24 protein-coding genes are annotated in these 20,817 nt (G+C 54.9%); 20 read left to right on the top strand and 4 right to left on the bottom strand.

The window, feature by feature from the left end; translation table 11 throughout:
* Positions 1-117: 117 nt before the first annotated feature.
* Positions 118-843 carry a hypothetical protein gene (locus tag ACZ5EH_RS17570; RefSeq protein WP_464275180.1) on the top strand — a complete coding sequence of 242 codons (726 nt, stop codon included), beginning with the start codon at positions 118-120 and terminating at the stop codon, positions 841-843.
* Positions 844-857: 14 nt separating this feature from the next.
* Here the strand turns inward: ACZ5EH_RS17570 and ACZ5EH_RS17565 are convergent, their stop codons facing one another.
* From ACZ5EH_RS17565 to ACZ5EH_RS17550, 4 genes are all read right to left on the bottom strand, one after another.
* Positions 858-1,046 carry a hypothetical protein gene (locus tag ACZ5EH_RS17565; protein WP_464275179.1) on the bottom strand — a complete coding sequence of 63 codons (189 nt, stop codon included), beginning with the start codon at positions 1,044-1,046 and terminating at the stop codon, positions 858-860.
* Between the two features lie 529 nt (positions 1,047-1,575).
* Positions 1,576-2,352, bottom strand: coding sequence for a DUF362 domain-containing protein (locus tag ACZ5EH_RS17560; RefSeq protein WP_464275178.1), 777 nt, complete (start codon positions 2,350-2,352; stop codon positions 1,576-1,578).
* On the bottom strand, positions 2,349-3,215 hold the full coding sequence (locus ACZ5EH_RS17555; RefSeq protein WP_464275177.1) for a slipin family protein: 867 nt from the start codon (positions 3,213-3,215) through the stop codon (positions 2,349-2,351). Before ACZ5EH_RS17555 ends, ACZ5EH_RS17560 begins: the two co-directional genes overlap by 4 nt.
* 3 nt (positions 3,216-3,218) lie before the next feature.
* Positions 3,219-4,619, bottom strand: a complete 1,401-nt coding sequence (locus tag ACZ5EH_RS17550) for an NfeD family protein (RefSeq protein ID WP_464275176.1) — start codon at positions 4,617-4,619, stop codon at positions 3,219-3,221.
* A gap of 279 nt (positions 4,620-4,898) precedes the next feature.
* Between ACZ5EH_RS17550 and rpmH the strand changes: the two genes are divergently transcribed.
* The 19 genes from rpmH (at position 4,899) to gap (ending at position 20,760) form a co-directional block, all read left to right on the top strand.
* Positions 4,899-5,036: a 50S ribosomal protein L34 gene (gene rpmH / locus ACZ5EH_RS17545; RefSeq protein WP_464275175.1), complete on the top strand. Its 138-nt coding sequence runs from the start codon at positions 4,899-4,901 to the stop codon at positions 5,034-5,036.
* Positions 5,024-5,395 (top strand): ribonuclease P protein component, encoded by a 372-nt coding sequence (gene rnpA, locus ACZ5EH_RS17540; protein ID WP_464278318.1) that lies wholly within the window; start codon positions 5,024-5,026, stop codon positions 5,393-5,395. Before rpmH ends, rnpA begins: the two co-directional genes overlap by 13 nt.
* Before the next feature lie 61 nt (positions 5,396-5,456).
* A complete protein-coding gene (yidD, locus tag ACZ5EH_RS17535; RefSeq protein WP_464275174.1) occupies positions 5,457-5,753 on the top strand; it encodes a membrane protein insertion efficiency factor YidD in 297 nt (98 codons plus the stop codon).
* A 7-nt stretch (positions 5,754-5,760) separates the two neighbouring features.
* A complete protein-coding gene (yidC, locus tag ACZ5EH_RS17530) occupies positions 5,761-7,410 on the top strand; it encodes a membrane protein insertase YidC (RefSeq protein ID WP_464275173.1) in 1,650 nt (549 codons plus the stop codon).
* A gap of 69 nt (positions 7,411-7,479) precedes the next feature.
* Positions 7,480-8,229, top strand: coding sequence for an RNA-binding cell elongation regulator Jag/EloR (gene jag, locus ACZ5EH_RS17525; RefSeq protein WP_464275172.1), 750 nt, complete (start codon positions 7,480-7,482; stop codon positions 8,227-8,229).
* 46 nt (positions 8,230-8,275) lie between these two features.
* On the top strand, positions 8,276-9,685 hold the full coding sequence (gene mnmE, locus ACZ5EH_RS17520) for a tRNA uridine-5-carboxymethylaminomethyl(34) synthesis GTPase MnmE (protein ID WP_464275171.1): 1,410 nt from the start codon (positions 8,276-8,278) through the stop codon (positions 9,683-9,685).
* A 124-nt stretch (positions 9,686-9,809) separates the two neighbouring features.
* Positions 9,810-10,061 (top strand): hypothetical protein, encoded by a 252-nt coding sequence (locus tag ACZ5EH_RS17515; RefSeq protein WP_464275170.1) that lies wholly within the window; start codon positions 9,810-9,812, stop codon positions 10,059-10,061.
* 9 nt (positions 10,062-10,070) lie between these two features.
* Positions 10,071-10,451: a hypothetical protein gene (locus tag ACZ5EH_RS17510; RefSeq protein WP_464275169.1), complete on the top strand. Its 381-nt coding sequence runs from the start codon at positions 10,071-10,073 to the stop codon at positions 10,449-10,451.
* A gap of 111 nt (positions 10,452-10,562) precedes the next feature.
* Entirely contained in the window at positions 10,563-11,177 is a 615-nt protein-coding gene (gene rdgC, locus ACZ5EH_RS17505; RefSeq protein WP_464275168.1) for a recombination-associated protein RdgC, read from the top strand.
* A 10-nt stretch (positions 11,178-11,187) separates the two neighbouring features.
* On the top strand, positions 11,188-11,718 hold the full coding sequence (locus ACZ5EH_RS17500; RefSeq protein ID WP_464275167.1) for a hypothetical protein: 531 nt from the start codon (positions 11,188-11,190) through the stop codon (positions 11,716-11,718).
* Between the two features lie 6 nt (positions 11,719-11,724).
* A complete protein-coding gene (locus ACZ5EH_RS17495; protein WP_464275166.1) occupies positions 11,725-12,798 on the top strand; it encodes an ABC transporter permease in 1,074 nt (357 codons plus the stop codon).
* A gap of 6 nt (positions 12,799-12,804) precedes the next feature.
* Positions 12,805-13,644: an ABC transporter permease gene (locus tag ACZ5EH_RS17490; protein WP_464275165.1), complete on the top strand. Its 840-nt coding sequence runs from the start codon at positions 12,805-12,807 to the stop codon at positions 13,642-13,644.
* Positions 13,645-13,668: 24 nt separating this feature from the next.
* A complete protein-coding gene (locus tag ACZ5EH_RS17485; RefSeq protein ID WP_464275164.1) occupies positions 13,669-13,830 on the top strand; it encodes a hypothetical protein in 162 nt (53 codons plus the stop codon).
* Positions 13,831-13,843: 13 nt separating this feature from the next.
* Complete coding sequence (locus tag ACZ5EH_RS17480) at positions 13,844-15,508, top strand: glycosyltransferase family protein (protein WP_464275163.1); 1,665 nt, start codon at positions 13,844-13,846, stop codon at positions 15,506-15,508.
* Positions 15,509-15,537: 29 nt separating this feature from the next.
* A complete protein-coding gene (locus tag ACZ5EH_RS17475) occupies positions 15,538-17,157 on the top strand; it encodes a DNA repair protein RecN (RefSeq protein ID WP_464275162.1) in 1,620 nt (539 codons plus the stop codon).
* The gene (locus tag ACZ5EH_RS17470) at positions 17,154-17,783 is read left to right on the top strand and encodes a hypothetical protein (protein WP_464275161.1); all 630 of its coding nucleotides are present in this window, start codon (positions 17,154-17,156) and stop codon (positions 17,781-17,783) included. The genes ACZ5EH_RS17475 and ACZ5EH_RS17470 overlap by 4 nt, the downstream gene beginning before the upstream one ends.
* Positions 17,784-17,916: 133 nt before the next feature.
* Positions 17,917-18,645: a DUF533 domain-containing protein gene (locus ACZ5EH_RS17465; protein WP_464275160.1), complete on the top strand. Its 729-nt coding sequence runs from the start codon at positions 17,917-17,919 to the stop codon at positions 18,643-18,645.
* A gap of 31 nt (positions 18,646-18,676) precedes the next feature.
* The gene (locus ACZ5EH_RS17460) at positions 18,677-19,675 is read left to right on the top strand and encodes a TIGR00266 family protein (protein ID WP_464275159.1); all 999 of its coding nucleotides are present in this window, start codon (positions 18,677-18,679) and stop codon (positions 19,673-19,675) included.
* 83 nt (positions 19,676-19,758) lie between these two features.
* Complete coding sequence (gene gap / locus ACZ5EH_RS17455; RefSeq protein ID WP_464275158.1) at positions 19,759-20,760, top strand: type I glyceraldehyde-3-phosphate dehydrogenase; 1,002 nt, start codon at positions 19,759-19,761, stop codon at positions 20,758-20,760.
* Positions 20,761-20,817: the final 57 nt, after the last annotated feature.

Here is a 20,817-nt window from a genome sequence, read left to right as displayed (position 1 = left end):
TCCATATTTACCCCTCCTGATAAATGGCTTGAGAGATTTCTTCATCCCTGCTGAAAATTGGTGTACTGTCCTTTCCACAACGTTTCAGCAACAATCATTTTCGACCGGGAATAAAACATGTACCTACGCTTATCGCGCCTCCGCCTCTTTTTTCTCGCAATATACGCGGTATTCTGCTGCCTGGTTCCCTTTACAAACTTGGCAGTGGCGCAAGAAGCGGAAGCCCCTACTCCACCAGAACAAGAAGAACAAAAAGCGATGCCAGGAGAAGCGAAAGAACCATTCGTGTTTCTCGGTGTCGGTGCGACATCGCACATAGACCCCACCCGTAAAGGCACCTTCGAGGATTTCATCATCAATATGGAGCGTATTTGTACAGGGTGCTGGTGCAACAGCATCTTCGGAGACAATCTGAGCGAATCGTTCAATGACCTGGTAGGCAAGTCAGAGGCCGTAGCCGCCCTTTGGCAAAACGTGAGTGAATGTATTGCCCCGGAACGCAATACAATAGCGCAAATTAGAACGATCCCTCTGGAACCGTTATACGACGATATTGATTTCGCAAAAGTGACGTTTCATTTCTCTGAATTTTTGGACACCCCCATAGCCATCACCATGCAGGTCAGGACACCTGATGCGTATCTAGAAACACTCACCAAACGATTTGGCCCCCCGGAGATTATTGATGACACCTGGTACTTGTGGCGCCGACCAGGAGCGATCATGATTTTCGACCTGTTCAATGTCCGGCGCCATAAGTGGGACCTCGCGAGGCTGTGGGTCGTTTATACTGAAACCCTTGAAGCACACTTGGAAAAAGTCCGCCAGATCGAAAAAAAATAATACTGCTGCAAAACCTATTGCACCTTGCCAAGGGAAAGAACCTCCCGGCCGTGATCGTAGGCATCGAACCAGCTCGTGAAGCCTTCCCTGTGGTAGCGCCTGCCGCCACCTTCCACAAACAGGGCAAAGTCACGCTCGTTTTCCGTGTGAATGCACATGACATGCTGCTCTTTACCCACGTTTTCCTTGAATATGCTCGTCACATTATCCTCCGTTTCTCACAACGCCATGGTTGCCGCTGAACAGATCACAGAGAGTCAAAAGTTTGTCTAGAAAAATCCTAGCAATTATTTAGCAATTTACATGCCATTTCCAATAAATCATTACATGCTTCCTCTCCCTTGACGCTGCCGATACGGGTGCTTACTTAATAAGTAACCTGGAGCACACGTGACGATTCGCTCCCAAAGAGAACCAACAGCACTATAAAGTATAGGGTGAACACCCAATTACACAACGTGTTCTCGGCGGACGTCGCACGGTGCCCCGGGATTTTTTATGCCCTGCATTGTCACTTCTTTGTCACAGACTTCCCCTGCACCAAAAACATCGCGCATCCTTCCCCCCCAGGAAATACACGCATATTGCCGCCTCCCCCTGCAAATGGAAAAGCCGGTTTTCCGACGCTGCAAACAGGGAGTAGATTCTCCACAATCCTTGCAATACGCCAGGATAAGCGATTTTTTCCCAAGATCATGGAAGGGAGCTTTGCAATGCCGGTGCCAAGGATGATTATCGAAGATGCCCTACCTGACGCCAGTCAAGGCCAAGCAGGCCAGCAGCACTACGGTCGAGTTCGCGGGCATCTGCGCTGGCAAGCAGAACGCCGGCAGGAGGCTTAAGGGTCGGCCCTCCCAAATGAAATGACGCCAGACCGACGCTGGCGTCCATCACTGAAAGGTCTGGACTGCGGTACTGGCAAAGATCATAAACGGATTCCTGCATTTGCCCATGGAAAACAGCCTTTTTCCAGGAACCATGCCTTCCTCCGTAATATTTCGGGGGCGCTGCCCCCATCATGTTCTTCATTGCTCCCGAAACCTGGGCAAGGGAGTGCGCTTTGAGCACAGGGACCGAGACAACAAAATAGTTGAACAATACCTCTGGAAGAAACATCTCCTTAAACACAGGGCGGCTTGGATCTTCCAATCGACGCAAAGGGGCATGATTCAAATCAAGAAGCGCCACGCCCTTTTCACCTGCAAGCTTGGTGTAGCCGAGAGATTCGAAGACTTCCGGCGTTTCCCGCCCCATATCTCCTGTACCCTCAGCTATCACTATCTCGCAGTCCACCAGGTCCCTGATGGCATCGATAAGAGCCGCGCACATGGCAGGTGGCGTGGTGACCGGAAACGGCGACGCGTTCACAAGGTTTGGCTTGAGCATCACCCGAGGGTTGCCGGCAAAATAAGCGCCCGCCCCGACCTTTTCCAGGACGAGGCGGACACTTTCAGAATAGTTTATAAAAGGAACCTGCGCCACTAAGGGCGCAGATTGCTCTTCAATCATGAGTCCTCCTTTTCGGGATCAGACAAAGGGGGCACGGTCGGGTCTGGATGGAAATCCCCAGGCAAATGGTGCTTGCTCGGGTCAGGTTCTTCCACCGGCATGCCTTGCACGCTTTGCCGCAAGCTCTGCACCATGCTGTGGCCCAGGCCCATAAGATCAAAGGGGATGGGGATAACTGTAGACTTGCTCTCGGATCCCATCTCCCGCATGGTCTGCAGATAGCGCAACTGCATTGCTTCAGGATAGCGCCGGATGATCTTTGCGGCATCAGCAAGCCTGTCGGCGGCCTGAAATTCACCTTCAGCATTGATGATCTTGGCACGACGTTCGCGCTCCGCCTCTGCCTGCTTGGCCATGGCGCGCTGCATCTCCTGCGGCAGGTCGATATGCTTCAACTCCACGGAGATCACCTTGATGCCCCAGGGATCAGTCTGCTGATCAAGAATGGACTGAATCTTGGTGTTCACCTCTTCACGGTGCGCCAGAATCTCGTCAAGCTCAACACCACCGCAAACGCTACGTAATGTGGTCTGCGCCAGTTGCGAAGTTGCGAATAAATAGTCCTCGACCTCGATGATCGACTTGATGGGCTCGAGCACACGGAAGTAAACGACTGCATTTACTTTGATACTGACGTTGTCACGGGTGATGACATCCTGATTCGGCACATCCAGGGTCTTCACACGCAGACTCACCCGAACCATCTTATCAATAATTGGAATGATGATAACAAGACCGGGCCCCTTGGCTTGAATAATGCGCCCCAGCCGAAAAACCACCCCGCGTTCGTACTCGTTCAAAACTTTGAGCGCGGCAAAAAGAAACGCGATAAGAATGAGAATTAATGGAAGATAGCTAAACATCTTCTACTCCTTGCCTTTTTCGGCTGCAGTTGCCGGCAGGCCTCCATGAAAAGAGGCGTTTTGATTATCCTGATTTACAGCCTCCCCAGCCTCTACTTCAAGCAGAAGCCCCTGCATTTGAACGATACGTACCTGATCGCCTCTTGCAAGTTCCAACACGGAACCACTCCGAGCGCTCCAGAGGGCGCCATCAACAAATACGACACCGCGTCCGCCCTGCCATTGCCTGACCTCGGCAAAACGGCCGACAAGGGATTCCGCCCCTGTTGCGGGCGATGAACGCATGGATCGTCCCACAAGATAAAGACAGAATCCAACAATAAGCGCAACGCCAGCCACGGTAACAATTATCATGGTAAGCGGCAGGGCAGAGAACCCCTGCCCTGGTTCAACAAGGAGTAAGGAACCTATGAACATTGATATGATCCCGGCCAGTGTCAGCAGGCCAAAACTGGTTATTTTCAATTCCAGGATAAACAACACAAGTGCAAAAAGCACAAGCAGCACCCCAGCCGCATTTGTAGGCAGGATAGAAAGGGCATACAATCCTAACAAAAGACTCATACCACCCAAAACTCCTGGCAACACGGCGCCGGGAGTGGTTACCTCGAAAAAAAGCCCTGCAATGCCTCCGAGCAACAACATATAAGCAATCTGTGGATGCAACAGCCAGGAGAGAAAACGATAGCGCATGCCGGGCTCGTGTTTGAGCAAGACGACCTGTTCAGAGGTGAAACGCAGCGTCCCGGATGCAGTCTCAATTCCCTTGGTCCCGGCCTGGTCGAGAAAATCATAAGGGTCTTGCGCCACAAACTCCACAACCCGCTCCATCACGGCCTCTTGCGCTGTGAGGCTGGCAGCCTCTTCAACCGAACGCTGGTACCATTCCAGGTTGCGATCTTTTGCGCGCGGCACGCCCCGAAGCAGGCTCATAAGGTCGTTTTGCACCTTGCTGGCCATGGTTTTCGAAACGTCACCACCGCCGATGTCAACAGGAGAAGCAGCGCCTATGGAGGTAGACGGCGCCATGGCAGCAACAGAAGAGGCCGCTACAAGAAAAACGCCCGCGCTGGCAGCATGGGCGCCGGATGGTCCTACCCATACCGCCACAGGTACAGGCGCATTGAGCATGGATTTGACCATGCTGCGCATGGAGTTTACAAGACCACCGGGTGTATCCAGACGAAGCAGCAACAATGAAGCGTCTCGCTCACTACAGGCATCGACCGCATCCTTCAAAAGTTCTTCCTGAGCAGGCGTGACAGGGCCTTCCAGTTCCAGATACAGTACCCGGACAGCGTCTGCATCTTCCAAGGAAGCACTTTGCCCCAGGTTGGCGAAAAGGCCTGTGCCAACGAGCAGTACTGCAATGCAGGCAAGACATCGCATTTTAATAAGGAGCATGGGAGCACCCTCCGTGCGAGAGCGTAGGCGGGACGCCCCCGCTTGCAACCCCTCGCAATTTTTCCGTCATTGAGAATATCCCACCTTTAAGGTTAGGCGTCAACACAGTGTACAGCGACAAACGAAAAACGTGCACTCCGGTAAGAAAAAGTGGCCTTGTACATCTTGCGATATTCAAACTTAATGTGTACTATCCGCTTTTTGCACGGTGAGCAGCCTTGACGGCTGCATCCCGATTACGTAGAGAGACCTGTTCATTCACGATAAAGGAGTTTCATCATGAGCAAACGTACATATCAGCCCAGCAAGACCAAGAGGAAACGTACCCACGGCTTCCTGGTTCGTTCCCGGACCAAGAGCGGGCGCGCCATTCTTCGTCGTAGAAGGTCCAAGGGCCGTAAAAGATTAGCCGTTTAACTCACCCCGGGGAGCGCCGGCTCAAGAAGCGACCGGAATTTTTGGTCTGCTACAACACCGGACGCCGTTACTTTTCCAAGCGCTTTGTCGTCTTCGTTTCCAGACGTCCGGATAGCCAGGCCCCATCCAGGCTCGGTGCTGGGGTGGGGAAAAAGACCGGCAACGCAGTAAAACGCAATCGGGTCAAGCGACTCATCAGGGAATTTTTCCGCCAGAATCAGGAGTTCATCGGCCCAGGTCTTGACTTGGCGATTGTTCCCAAACGCGGAATCGACGTTGCTTCTCTTCACTTGGAGAACGTCACCCAAGAGTTGCTCCCGTTGCTGGAAAAGGCTCTGGCCGATGCCGCCCGCTTCTAAGCGCTTGGCCTTCCCGGAATCGTAACAAAAATGACCGAGAAGCCTGATATTACGGCACGGCATGCGTAAAGTGACTGCCTTGGCCCTATCGGCCTACAAATACTGCCTGTCGCCTTTTCTGCCTCCGGCGTGCAGATTCCAACCAACGTGTTCGGAATACGCCAGGGAGGCGGTTTTGCGCTTTGGTTTGCCCAAAGGCGGTTTGCTCGCCTTATGGCGGCTGATGCGCTGCAACCCCCTATTCAAAGCTGGATACGACCCTGTGCCCGAGACCTTTTCCTGGTCCGTGCCGCATCGAAATCACGAGAAGCGCACGCGCACGCGCACGCGCAACTGCGCGCAAACGAGGAGCCAGTAACCCTACTATGGACATCAAACGCGTCATTCTCGCCGTCGCCCTTTCTATGGTAGTCCTGGGCGCATGGACCTACTTCATTCAGCCCATGTACGCCCCTACGCCGCAACAGAGAGTGGAGCAGGCGCAAGAACAGCAAGGTGAAAAGACGGCAGAGCAACAAGGTGGTGTTACTGTCGAAGAACCCAGCAAGCCTTCAGTTGAGCTTGGCGCAGGGGATAAAGTGGCAAAGGCAGCACCTGCCGGCCGCACTATCACCGTCAAAACACCGCTCTACACCGCTATTTTCAATACTGATGGCGGCGTGCTGCAGTCCTTCAAACTCCATAAGTACAAGAGCAGCATCGAACCCGGCTCTCCTGATGTCAATCTCGTAAGCGCTGAAGCAGCTATGCTCCGCCCCATGGAACTCCAGCTCGGTGGCAAAGCCGAATGGAAGGACATGGGAGATCAGGACATTACGCTTGGCTCCGGCGACGAACCGGCCACACTCCATTTTACCGGTGTCATGGGTGACGTGGTCGTGACTCGCGTGCTCACGTTCAATCCTGATACGTACCTCATCGACGAAGACGTCCTCCTGCAGAACAACAGCCAAAACCGGCTCAAGGGCTCGCTTGGCTTCACCCTCGATGCCACATCCCTCAGCAGCGAAGACAACAAATACAACTTCACACGTATCGCAGCGTATTCCAAAGACGGCTTGCAGGAAGAAAAAGATACTGACGACCTCATGACTGAAGGCTTCAAGAGCGCAGATCAGCTCAAATGGGGCGGTATCTCTTCCAACTACTTCCTCATGGCCATGCTGCCTCCCGTCTCTGAAACTGCTGACGAAAACGGTGCGTCTTTCCGCGCCAGCATGAAAGATGATGTCTACACCATGGTCCTGGATCAGCCCCTGGGCGGTGTCGAGCCTTCCGCGGAAAAAAGCTACTCGCTCACGTATTTCATGGGGCCAAAGGTCCAGGAAATCCTTGACGCTGCCCCCAACGATCTTGGGCTCGCCGTCAATCTCGGCTGGTTCGACTTCATCGCCAAGCCATTACTTGTAGCGCTGAAGGTCATTTATAATTTTGTCGGCAACTACGGTATTGCCATCATCATCCTTACCGTGATCATCAAACTCATTCTCTGGCCCCTCTCCCACAAGAGCTACAAGTCCATGAACCAGATGAAAAAGCTCCAGCCCATGATGGCGCAAATCCGGGAGAAGTACAAAGACGACCGCCAGAAGATGAACGAAGAGATGATGCAGCTGTACAAGACGTACAAGGTCAACCCTGCAGGGGGCTGCGCGCCCATGCTGTTGCAGATCCCCGTATTCATTGGGCTTTATCAGGCGTTGCTCAACTCCATTGAATTGCGCCATGCTTCGTTCATCTCGCATTTGCCCTTTACGGACATGATCTGGCTTGCTGACCTGTCGGCTAAGGATCCGTACTACATCACGCCCATTATCATGGGTGCGACCATGTTCCTGCAACAGAAAATGACGCCTGCCCCAGGCGACCCCACCCAGCAGAAGATCATGCTCTTCATGCCGATCTTCTTTACTTTCATCTTCCTGAACTTCCCTTCAGGGCTGGTGGTCTACTGGCTGGTCAACAACGTCCTTTCTATCGCGCAACAATGGTGGATGCTCAGAAAAACGAACTAATTACGAGCTCCTGGCCATATACTATGCACCCGGCATCTACCGAGCGCGACAACGGTGCAAGGAGTCTGCATGAGTGACTTTAAGGTCTTTGAAGGAAAAACCATTGACGACGCCATATCACTGGCTTGTGAGCATTTTGACAGCGACAGAGAACAACTTGAAATAGAAATCGTTTCGGACTCCAAAGGCGGTATTTTTGGCCTTGTCGGCGCCAGAAAGGCACAAGTAAAAGCCAAAAAAAGAAACAGTTCCGCCGAGCTCGAAGCACTTGTCATGAAGGTGGTGGAGCGCATCGTCTCCACCATCATTCCTTCACCTGCCATCACGGTTGAGGCTGAAGACGCCTCGCGTGTCAAGGTGAATATACAAGACGATGAGGATTCTGGTCTGCTCATTGGCCGTGAGGGACAAACCCTGGCAGCCGTGCAATATCTGGCCAATCGCATCATCGCCAACCTGTGGAAAGAGCCGGTCAAGATTCAGATCGACACTGGCGATTACCGCGAGCGGCAAGACGAAAACCTGCGTCAACTTGCCCAGCATTTGGCAGATCGCGCAAAAGATGCCGGCAGGCCGCAGAGCACAAAGCCGCTCAGCTCGTATCACCGCCGTCTGGTGCACCTGGCCCTGCAGGATGACGAAACAGTCACTACCCGCAGTAAAGGTGACGGCCCTCTCAAGCGCGTATTGATCCTGCCCAAACGCGAGCAAAAAGGGCGTGGCAGGCAGAATCAATCAAACAGGGGCGGCGGCCGTTCGCGTAACGGCAGAAAAAACGCCGCAGGGGCCACAGGAAATGCTTCCGGGGGGCAGGAATAACGCCTCCCTCCTTACTGATGGAGCCCCATACGTAGACGGGGCAACCATGAAAAAAGAAACACCGACCACACAGCGTCGTGATAACGACGATACCATTGTTGCCATAGCCACGCCGCCCGGACAGGGCGGCGTGGGCATCATCCGCCTGAGCGGCCCCGATGCCGCTCCTCTTGCCACAAGTATCTTCCGCTCTGCCGCATCTTCCTTCACTGGTTTTGTACCGCGCCACATGCATTATGGGCATGCAGTCTCACCGGACGCCAATGAGGACCTTCTTGACGAGGTGTTGGCAGTCTGGATGCCTGGTCCGAACTCCTTTACTGGCGAAAACGTGGTGGAATTTCACTGCCATGGCGGTAACGCCATTCTGCAAAGTGTGCTGGATGCACTCATCCAGTGCGGCGCACGTCCTGCAGAGCGTGGCGAATTTACCAAACGCGCCTTTCTCAACGGGCGTTTGGACCTGACCCAGGCCGAAGCCGTGGCCGAAGCCATCGCCGCTCCATCCAGAGAGGGCGCCAGGCTGGCCCAGGCGAAAATGGCAGGCCGCCTTGGCCATGAAGTGAGCAAGCTGCGGCGGCTCCTCATGTCTTTGAAGCAAAATATATGCGTGTCACTCGATTTTCCGGAAGACGAGATTGAAGAGGCGTCTCCGGAGCAACTGGAAGCCAGCCTGTTGCCCGTGATGAAAGGCATCCGGACATTGCTTGCCGGACATGAACGCGCCCGGGCCTGGCGTGAAGGCGCTCTTGCCGTCCTGGCTGGCAAAGTCAATGCGGGCAAGTCCAGCCTGCTCAACGCGCTTCTCGGTTATGAGCGCGCCATCGTTACCGAATTGCCTGGCACCACCCGCGATTATCTGGAGGAAACGCTTCTTCTGGATGGACTGCCCGTACGCATGGTGGACACGGCGGGTTTGCGCCCTACCGGTGATATTGTAGAGCGCCAAGGTGTGGAGCGCAGTCGTGACCTGGCAACCCAGGCCGACCTTGTTGTTTTTGTACACGATGCAGCCTCTCCCCTGGGGAGCGAGGAGCATGAACTCCTGCTGCAGCACCCTCCTGAACGGGTGCTGGCAGTCCTGAATAAAAGCGATACGCTGCAAGGAGGCGCACCCCCCGCTGCTGCAATACTGCAAGAAAAAGGCTACGAGTGGCTCCAGCTTTCGGCAAAGTCCGGGCAGGGAGTAGAAGAATTGGCGCTTCGCTTGCGCGCCAGACTGGGGGACTCCCCGCCTGAAGGCGATTTGGCCCCAAATCTGCGCCAGTCTAAAGCCCTGGCCGCAGCTCTTGAAGAACTGGAGGCCATGCGCAATGACCTTGCCGCCGGCGTTCCTTACGACTTGCTCGATGTCCGCGTAGAAGCGGCCTCGCACCACCTTGCGCGCATAACGGGCGAAGTCACTGCCGACGACGTGCTCAATGAGATTTTCGACTCCTTCTGCATCGGCAAATAAGTATCTGCCCTCCCTTCTCCCCTCTCCCCCAACTGGACATCACCGCCCATGTGTGTGACATGCAGATGGAGCGATTCCGTATAGCTGCAAGCCCTGGAATCCAAACACTACGCAAGGAGTTGAAATGCCAGCGCACAATACCGGAACTTCCGTCACTGAGGCCCTGCGTCTGCTGATGCTGGCGCTGCAAAACGAAGCCGACCCTTTCATCAAACTGCTGCACATTTTCTCCAAAGGCGGTCAGGGGTGGGAAGAAATGAAACAGACCATAGACCGGGTCTATGATACGGTATATCCTGATGTACCCCCCAGCGATGAACCCCAGGAAAGTGAAACCGCCCCCACATCTGAACAGGACAAATCCAAAGAGCAATAGGAGGGCGCCATGCACAGACCCGGCACCGTCTTTATCTTTCTGCTTTTGTTCTCTTTCTTGATCTCTCCCTTGGCAGCTTTCGCGGCAAAGCCGGCTCCCAAAGGGTGGGAGCGCACCTCCCCTCCCTCTGAGGAACCTCTTGAACGCATCCCGCCTCGGGAAAATGCCGAGACAACGCCTCCCCCACAGAGTCCTTTGCAAGGCGTGCGCGATATGCTGCGCACCATGGATGCGCTGATCGAGGCTTTTCAGGAGGAGTCGCAGACATTTTCGCGACTGCTCGATGTGTATCGTCATGGCGGCGCCCCCTGGCGTAAACTGGAGCAATGCATCAACGAAACTTGGCGTGAGGCAGGGAATCAGGAAGAAGAAGCGGACGACACTCCCTGAGCACCCATTTCCCCTTGAAAGAAATGGGCAATGCTGCCCTCTGGCATTGCTGCCGAAGATAGGCTACAACTCCGCTCCGACACGATATGCAACTGCAAGGAGCCTGATACCATGGCATTCATAGCCGCCAGCACCAGCTTCACCCGATACAGAATCATAGACCCCGTTCCGGACAGCCTTTGGGCGGAAGCACCGGGTCTTCTCAAACGTTTTGCCATCCGGGATATAGACGCTTCGGCCGAGGAGCGCTCCTGGGGGTGGGTCAGTTTTGACGACTGGCTGGACACGGAATGGCGCAGCGCGCCGCCCGAAAAAGGCGCGTATTTTGCCTTCAGCATGCGCCTGGACACCCGCCGTGTACCGCCTGCGGTCTTTAAAAAGCATTTTCAACTCGCAGTACGCGATGCCGAGGTCAAAGCCAAAGAAGAGGGACGCAAGGGTATTTCCCGCGATCATAAGCGCGAACTCAAGGATCAGGTCATGATCAAGCTGCGCGCAAGGACCCTGCCCATTCCGGCGGTGTTCAGCGCAGTGTGGAGCATCGAGGAAAGCACTATCTGGTTCGATTCAACCCGCGACAAGGTTTGCGAGATGTTCAGCGAACTGTTCACCGAGACATTTGACCTGCATCTCGAACCCCTTACGCCCTATTTCCTGGCGCTGCAGGCGCTGGGACCTGAGGCGCAACCCAAACTCGACGACATCGAAGCAGCGCACTTCGCATAAAGGAAACTCCATGGATCTCTATCTGGGGCAAATAAAAGACGTCATCCTCGGCCAGGATTTCCTCACCTGGTTGTGGTACAGAAGCGAACGCACCAACGGCATGTTCAAGACTCCGGAAGGATTGGACTTTGAACTGCATGTGGAGCAACGCATCAGTGTACAGGGCGGTGAGGGCGACAATGTCGAAACCGCCACTGTCAGCGGCGCCATGTCGGAATTGCGCGAAGCGCGCCTGGGGCTTGCCACGGGAAAAAAGGTCAACAAAATGCTCGTGCGCGTTGAACGGGATACCGAAGTCTGGCAAGGAACACTCAAGGCCCAGGATTTCAGCTTTACCAGCCTGCGGACCCCAAAGGTGGAAGCCGGCAACGAAGATGGCGACGACCCTGATGCCGCTTTTTTGGAAAAGGTCTTCCTCATTGAACGATTTCTTGAATTTGTAGATATTCTGTTCGTTGATTTTGTTAAACTTCGTCTGTCCAAAGATTGGCCAGAAGAAGAAAAAATGGTCCGCGACTGGGTGCACGAACAGGCAGTCTAACGTATTATGACCGATACCCCCTCCAGTACTCCCTCTGCACAAGCCCCCCGCAATGAAAACAAAGGCGGCGGGCTTTCAGGCAAAGCCCTTGCCGGGTTGCTCACCCGGCTTGGCACAAAACTGCTGTGGGTTCTGGTGGTATTCTTTGGTATCACGGTCATCAGCTTCTGGGTCATCCACCTGGCGCCCGGCTCTCCCACTGATCTGCAAACCACAATGAATCCGGAAGCCGGTGCAGAGGCCAGAGCACGGCTGGAAAAACTCTACGGACTAGACAAGCCCCTGCACATCCAGTACATCAACTGGGTCAAACGCCTGACAATGCTAGACTTTGGTCGATCCATGAGCGGCGACCACCGCCTTGTCTGGGACAAGATCAAGGAACGATTGCCCCTGACGTTCTCCATGAATGTCATCTCCATGTTTCTTTCCCTGCTCATCAGCGTCCCCATCGGCGTTGCCGCTGCCTACTGGCAGGGGCGTTTATTCGACCGACTATCAACGGTATTCGTCTTCATCGGCTTTGCCATGCCCGGATTCTGGCTGGCGCTGTTACTCATGCTGCTTTTCGGCATTCAGTACCCCATTCTTCCGATTTCAGGTCTTAAATCTCTGGATTACGAGCAGTACAGCACCCTCGGCAAGATGTGGGACCTAGCCAGGCACCTTGCACTGCCCATTTTCATCTATACCTTTGGCAGTCTGGCCGGCATGTCCCGGTTCATGCGCACCAGCATGCTTGAGGTGCTGCGGCAAGACTATATTCTTACCGCCCGCGCCAAAGGACTGCCGGGGCGAATAGTTGTCTTCAAGCACGCCCTCCGCAATGCTCTGTTGCCTGTTATCACCATCCTTGGTCTCAGCGTCCCCGCACTGATTGGCGGCAGCGTCATCATCGAATCCATTTTCGCGCTTCCTGGTCTGGGGCAGCTTTTTTACCAGGGTGTCATGTCCAGAGACTATTCCCTGATCATGGGCAACCTGGTGCTAGGCGCTGTGCTGACATTGGCCGGTAACCTGTTGGCCGATGTGGGATACGGCCTGGCAGATCCGCGGATCAGACTCAGAGGCAGAGGGTAGGCGCAAATGCAAAACGCCATTCTCAGCCGACGCTTCTGGTCCCGTTACGGGCTGCTCATCCTTGGTGGCAGCATCGTCCTTTTCATGTCCATTGCAGCGATATTCGCCCCTTTCATTGCACCCTACAATCCAACTGATCTGAATGTGGACGCCATCCTGCAGCCACCGGGACCACAGCACCTGCTCGGTTCAGACGCGCTAGGCCGTGATGTGCTCTCACGCATGCTTTACGGAGCGCGTGTCTCACTTTGGGTTGGATTCGTGGCTGTAGGCATCTCCGTTGCCATTGGCCTAGCCCTCGGCCTCATGGCCGGATACTTTGGGGGGTTGGTAGACGAAATCATCATGCGGGGCGTGGACGTCATGCTCTGTTTTCCCTCTTTCTTTCTGATCCTGGCGGTTATTGCCTTTCTGGAACCGAGCCTGATGAACATCATGATCGTCATCGGGCTGACCTCCTGGATGGGTGTTGCGCGCCTGGTCCGTGCCGAGACCCTCTCCTTGCGGGAGCGCGATTTCGTGGCTGCCGCCAAGCTGGCAGGCGCTGGTCCTGTGCGGATTCTGCTTGTCCACGTTCTGCCCAACGCCATAGCCCCTGTCCTGGTATCGGCCACCCTGGGCGTTGCCGGCGCCATACTCACAGAATCGGCGCTGAGTTTTCTCGGTCTGGGAGTGCAGCCGCCTACGCCGAGTTGGGGCAACATCCTTATGGAGGGCAAAGACGTACTTGAAATAGCCCCCTGGCTTTCATTGTTTCCTGGCTTGGCAATCCTTTTGACGGTGCTTGGCTATAACCTGTTGGGCGAGAGTCTTCGCGACATTTTTGATCCCAGACTCAAGTCCTGACGCTATTCTCAGAAAGGGAACATCATGAAACTCCACTTCTGCGACAAGTGCCGCTTTCGCGCCTATGCCGAACGCAAACCACATACACTGCTGGCCTGGCTGTGGCGCATGCACACCCATGTATGCCCTGGATGGAAAGCTTACCAACGCAGCTTGAAACGCGAAGAAAACACCCCTCGTTCTTGAGGAACCTACATATATGCGCATTTGCCTCGTTTCCAGCAACCTGGGCCCCTCCCTGGAGCGATTGGGGCACGAGGTTCTTACCTTTCCTGAAAAGGAACTCACCCCCATCTTTGATATCCAGGTGGCGCTGCACAAACGAGACTTCAAACCCGACCTTCTTTTCCAATCCGAGGCATTGGGACAGCGCATACTGCTCAAAGGGCTGGGGACACTGCCTTGCCGCAAAATTTTTTGGTCAATAGACACTCACCTCAACCTGTTCTGGCATCTTTACTATCTGCGTCTTTTTGACGGGGTGGCGACACCGCATGTCAGCCTGTTGGAACGCTTGCGCACCCCTCTCCCCCCAATACTGCGATTAGCGCGACATGGGTGGGAACTACCCTGGCGCGGTTTCTCGGCGCGTGCACGCGACATAGGCTTTGTGGGCAGAATATCCAAAGAGCGCCCTTTGCGGGGGTGGCTCATAGACTTTCTTCAAACTCGCTACAACACCGACATTGCCTCGAATCTGAGCTTCAAAGAAATGCTGGCCTTCTACCGTGACACCAGGCTGGCGCCCAATGAAAGTATCCTCGGTGAGGTCAATTTTCGACTTATGGAAACGGCTTCCTGCGGCTGCCTGCCCTTTTCTCCCGACCTGGGAGCAGACCAGGACGCGCTTTTCGAAAAAGGGCGGGAAATACAAACATATAGCAACATATTAGAGTTGGAGTCATTGCTGGACCATTTTCTGGCACGTCCGGAGCTTGCAGAACGCAAGGCCCGGCTCTGCTGGGAGAGGGTTCAGCGGGAACACCTGCCCACCCACCGCGCTCAAGCGCTACTCGGCTTTGCAACCGAGCTTCCGCAACGACCGCTTTCCAAAAAGGAAGGCCCCACCGCCTTCTGGCTGACCGTTTGGAACCTGCACAGGGCGGGGCGCTTCCCCATAACTCAGACAGCCTTGGGCGACGCGCTGGAGCTTTTGCCCCCAACGGCTGAGTGCTTCTGCGCCAGGCTTAGTTTTCTCGTCTACTACAAACAATTATCCAAAGCCCTTTCTCGCGCCGCCGCACTGCTGCAAAACGGAGACTACGCCGACGATACCGAAGCAAACCTGGCTTGCAGCGCCACATGCCTGCTGGCAGGTAATTTCGACCTGGCGCGACAGTTCTGGTACCGTCAATGCAAGTCGATGCACATGGAAGCTGCCCGCCCTGAGAGCGAACTGGAATTGATGCTGCTCTGGTCCCAGACGCTACAACGCGAAGGGGCTCTGGCAATCCCTGGCGTTTCCTATGACCCGACCAGGCATCTACCCACTTCTGCCTTGGAGTGCTTGTACCTCGGGCAACATTTTACGCCAGACAATCTTGAGCTGACGCGACAATTCGACGCACTTTTTGCGCGAATCCCAGGCCTGAGCTATTATCGGCTCGGCACACTTTCAGAACTCAGCTTGCACAACAGGGGCAACTGGCGTTACGCACTGTCTTTGGGTATGACCAACCTGCAAGCATTCCGCCCCCGGCAAGGATTGGACGAAGTGGCCCTGGCCTGGGATTTGGCGGACAAACAAGGCAAGGAAAACGCATTCTTGCGAGCCTTGCAGGGAATAGACCCAAAGGGGTTGATTCTGGCTGCCATTCGCAGTTTGGCGGCAGAACGCACAAACAACACCCCCGAACATTCCTGAACCGACAACACCGTCCGGATGACGACACCATGTTGGAATATCTGCGCATACGCAGCCTTGCCCTTATCGAGGATATTGAACTCGAATTCAGCTCCGGCTTGAACGTCCTGACCGGCGAGACCGGAGCAGGCAAGAGTTTCATTCTCAAAGCACTCAACTTTCTCACCGGGGAAAGGCTGACAGCCGATATGGTGCGCCCCGGCCAGGAAAAAGCCCAGGTTGAAGCGCTTTTCGCACTTGAAGAGGGTGATTTCGTCCTCAAGCGTGAATTGATTGCCGAAACCAACCGGTCCAGGCTTTTCATAAACGGCGAGCTCAGCTCCCAGGAGAGCGTCAAGACACTGCGCCCCAGGCTGATACTGCACACCAGTCAGCACGGCCAGCAGCGCCTTTTACAAACCTCGTATCAAAACCGTATTCTCGACGCCTTCATGGAAGACGCCTCCCCGGTGGAACGCAAAGACGCTCTTTTGGAGCAGCTGCGCCGTCTGGCGCAAAAACGCGTGGAATTGGACGAGCGTCTGCACTCTTTGGTGGAGCGACGAGATTTTCTCGAATACCAGCTCAAGGAAATTGAAAAGGTTGACCCGCAACCAGGTGAAGAGGAAGAACTAGAGGAGCGCAAAAGGCATATCGATGAAGCCCGTGCCGCACAGGAAGGGGTTTCTGCGGCTCTTTCCCTACTTTGCGCATCGGAAAACGGTATGCTGGAAACCTGTGGCGAGTTGGAGCGCCGGTTGGCAGACCTGGCCGCTGTGGTAGACGGCTACGAAGACGAGCGCACACGGGTTGAGGAATTCCGGCTGCAACTATACGAACTGGAACGCCGACTGCGCAAAGAGCGCAGCTTTGACGCTGAAAACGATGCAGAAGCCATAGAAGCCCGCCTTTTCGCCCTGAATCAGTTGCGGCGTAAGCTCAAACGCCCTTTGGAAGAAATTGTCTCTTTGCGCGAGGAAATTGAAAACAATCTTTCCTTTTTGGATTCTTGTGGTCTGGAACGCAAACAGTTGGACAAGGAAGAAAAAGTCCTTGCCAAGGAACTGGCCGCAGTTCTGAGCACGCTCAATACCGCCCGAGAACACGCCTCCAAAAAGCTGGGGCAGGCGTTGGAGCAGGAGCTTCGTGGCCTTGGTTTTTCGGAACACGTCAAGGTCATCTTTGAATTCTCGCCTCAGGAACTGTACCCAGCTCCGGAGGGCACCCCTCCTCTGGAAGAACAGCGCGTTCGCTTTCTCTGGCTCCCCAACCCGGGACAAGCGCCTCAGCCTTTGGACAAGATCGCCTCCGGCGGTGAACTCTCACGCTTTCTCCTCGCTCTTGTAGGACTCATGGGGCGTTCCGAATTACCCACACTGATTTTCGACGAAGTCGACGCAGGCGTTGGTGGCGTTACCCTTACACGCGTGGGTGAGAGGCTGAAGGAACTGGCCGACAGACAGCAGGTGATCCTGATTTCGCACTGGCCGCAATTGGCCAGCCTGGCGCGCCGCCACTTTCTTGTACAAAAAGAGGTTGTTGACGGGCAAACCTCCACAGGCTGCGTGCAACTTTCCGGCAAACAGGTCTTTGACGAACTTTCCCGCATGGCAGGCGGGGGCGAACAGGGAGACGCCATGGCCAACAAATTGCTGGAGAAGGTAAAATGAGCGCTGGCCGAGCGCTGCTCATCCTTCTTTGCCTTTACAGTTTGTGGTGTTTCTCCGTGCACACTGCCGCAGCAGCCGAATCCGCAAACGCACCCGAAAACGCCACAACCGGTCCGGACCTCTCCAACCAGGTCTTGGAGAACTTTACCTATCGGTGTGGCCTGGAAGACGGCCTGACGCTGCGTATGCGCAACGGCCTTTACAGTGAACCCAATCAGAAAAATGACGGCGCCACCCAAAGCATAAACGCCAACCTTGTCCTGGCTGCCCGAGGCGCCATGCCTCTGCAATGGCAAGACAGTACGCAGGATACGGACGTGGCGGCCGTGGTGTATGTCTACAACACCGGCGGCAGCGGGTATTTCTATGCGCTTTCGATTCTGGGCCCCTGCTCTGATGCGCCCGAAGCAATATGTGAAAGGGCTTGCACCCCCCTGGGCGACCGTGTGCAGGTACAGTCCGTCTCAATAGACAGTGGGCTGGTTTCCCTAGATATGGTGATGCATGGTGATGCTGATCCTGCATGCTGCCCAGAGAAATTTGTGACACGGTCATTTGCACTGGAGTCGGGTACATTACAGGAGCAAAATACTATCCAAAAAGCCTTACCCCCTTCCACACAATAGCACTGGCGACGTTTTTTCCCGCATTTTAAGTACTTCTTCTCGTCTTGACGTTTGACTAAGCGCCCATCCCCGCATATACAATTCGATTCATACATGTAGTTGCTATTGTATTCGAAATCTCCAGGGAGTACGAATGTTCAATGCTGAAAAACTGCTTGGCGGTATGCTGGGCGGCGCCATGGGCAAAGGCCTGAGCGGTAATATAGGTAAAGGCTTTGGCGCTGACCTCGCACGTTCTCTGGGTAAGGGCAGCACAGGAGGCGCAGGCAAGGCAGCCATCGGCATGGGTGTACTTGGCGTTGCCCTGGCAGCCGCCGAACATTTTCTGCAGGAGAGTCATGGCACACAGTCGGCCGACGCCACCAGGGGTGCCGTACCTCCACCCCCAGCACCCCCCGCCGCCCCGGGAAATATGGCCGACACGCCCCCTCCTCCACCTGCTGCCGGTGCGGCTTTTACGCCGGCCCCCGGCCCCCCGCCTTCACCTTCCGCGCAAGATTTCCCAGCATCGCAACAAAAAAAAGCCGTACTGCTCATCCGAGCCATGATTGCAGCAGCATATGCAGATGGCACTCTTGATCCCGAGGAACGTTCCAGGATCATGGCCCATCTCGATACATTCAGCTTGGATGACGAAGAACGGACGTTTATGGAATCTGAGCTGAAAGCTCCTGAAAGCATTGAATCTATTGCCGAAAAAGCCATATCTTTACAATTGTCCCAACAGGTCTTTGCTGCTTCCTTGCTCGCAGTGGAGGTGGATACACCCCAGGAGCAAGCCTACCTGGAACGCTTGAAAACGTTGCTGCACCTTAGCAGCGAGAATGTTGCCGCCATTGCACAGGAAGTGGGGCGCGCATGAAACCAAAGACGGTCTCGAGAGGAGAGTTCGTATGAGCCAGTGGTATTTGAGTTATTCTGGTACGCAAGAAGGTCCTATGGACCTGTCTGAAGCACAGTCCCGGGCCTCTGCGGACTCTAATGGATTTGCCTGGCGTCCCGGCTTTGCCGAATGGCTGCCCATATCGCAAATCGGTGAACTTACGCGCACCACGCCTGCAGCATCCATGGCGCCTCCACCGCCATCCATGCGCAGTTCCGATGAAATCGACTTCAAGATCATTGGCTCTGAAATGCAATTTGTGGAAGTTGAGCTGGACCCGGGCGAAAGCGCTGTAGCTGAAGCCGGCGCCATGATGTACAAAGCCCCGGACATCCAAATGGAAGCCATTTTCGGCGACGGATCACACCAGAGTTCCAGCAGCGGATTCATGGGCAAGCTCATGGGTGCAGGCAAGCGTCTGCTCACGGGTGAAAGCCTGTTCATGACCGTATTCACGCACACCGGCCAGGGCAAAAGCCATGTTGCGTTTGGCGCACCCTACCCGGGTAATATCCTCCCCGTGACCCTTTCCAATGTGGGGAACTTTCTGGTTTGCCAAAAAGACTGCTTCCTTGCTGCCGCAAAAGGCGTTTCCATTGGCATCTATTTTCAAAAGCGCATCCTTACCGGCCTGTTTGGCGGCGAAGGGTTCATCATGCAGAAGCTCGAAGGTGACGGTGTTGTTTTCATCCATGCAGGCGGCACGGTTGTGGAACGTCAACTCGCCCCTGGAGAGGAACTGCACGTAGACACGGGATGTGTTGTGGCCTTTGAGCACGGTGTCGATTTTGACATCCGACAGGCCGGCAATATCAAGACTTCCCTTTTTGGCGGCGAAGGGCTTTTCTTTGCTGTGCTCCGCGGTCCAGGCAAGGTATGGTTGCAATCGCTTCCCTTCTCGCGCATGGCAGGACGCATGCTACAGGCCGCGCCACAACACGGCGGCAGCAAGGGAGAAGGCTCCATCCTGGGTTCTCTGGGCAACCTGTTGGATGGTGACAATTCATAAACAATCCCAGGCAGGGACTCTGGAATACGATTCCGGACATACGTATTTTTGAATGAGGCTAAACTACAGAAAGGAGTGAGACTATGGCAGTGAGGATCGGTATCAACGGATTCGGTCGCATCGGACGCTACCTTGTACGACTTATGGCCGAGGAAACCGATGTGGAAGTGGCATGCGTGAACGCCCGCGCCGATAATTACGACCTGGCCCATCTGCTTAAATACGACTCATGCCATGGCACCTTCAAGGGAGAAATCTCGAGCAATGATGAAGGCATGGTGGTCAATGGCAAGACCATCAAGGTAACCCGCAAGAAATTGGGCGAGTGGGATTGGAAAGACCTGGGCATTGACATCGCCCTGGAGACCACAGGACAGCTCAAAGACCGCGCCGCATTGCAGCAGCACATTGATCGTGGTGCAAAAAAAGCCATCATCTCGGCCCCTGGCAAGGACGTGGATTTCACCTGCGTCATGGGTGTCAACGACGGGCTTTACGAACCCGCCAACCACCATGTCATTTCAAATGCCAGCTGCACCACCAACTGCCTGGCTCCCGCCGCCAAGGTCATCCATGAAAAATTCGGCATCCAGCATGGCCTGATGACCACCGTGCACTCTTACACGATGAGTCAACGCATTCTGGACGGCTCCCACAAAGACCTGCGCCGCGGCCGTGCTGCAGCCATGTCCATGATCCCCACCACCACGGGCGCCGCTAAAGCCGTTACCCAGGTTATCCCTGAACTGCAAGGCAAGCTGGACGGCATGGCCATCCGCGTCCCCACCCCGGACGTATCCCTGGTGGACCTTGTTTGCGAACTGCATAAGGAAGCCGATGACGAAAGCGTAAATGCTGCGCTCAAAGAAGCTGCGGAAGGTCCCATGAAAGGCAACATGGGCTATTGCGACCTGCCCCTGGTCTCCGTGGACTACCTGGGCAGCACATACGGGGGCGTGGTGGACGCACTCTGCACCACGGTGCAGGACAAGCGCCTGCTCAAGCTCATCATCTGGTACGACAACGAAGCCGGATTCACCAATCAGCTTATGCGTCTCATCAAGATGGTAGCCAAAGACCTGTAAACAAGAGAAAAAGCAACCAAGAGGGACAGTCCGCCACAGCGGGGTGTCCCTCTTTTT

The organism is Desulfovibrio biadhensis, from assembly GCF_055388615.1.
This window is presented reverse-complemented; position numbering and strand designations above follow the sequence as displayed.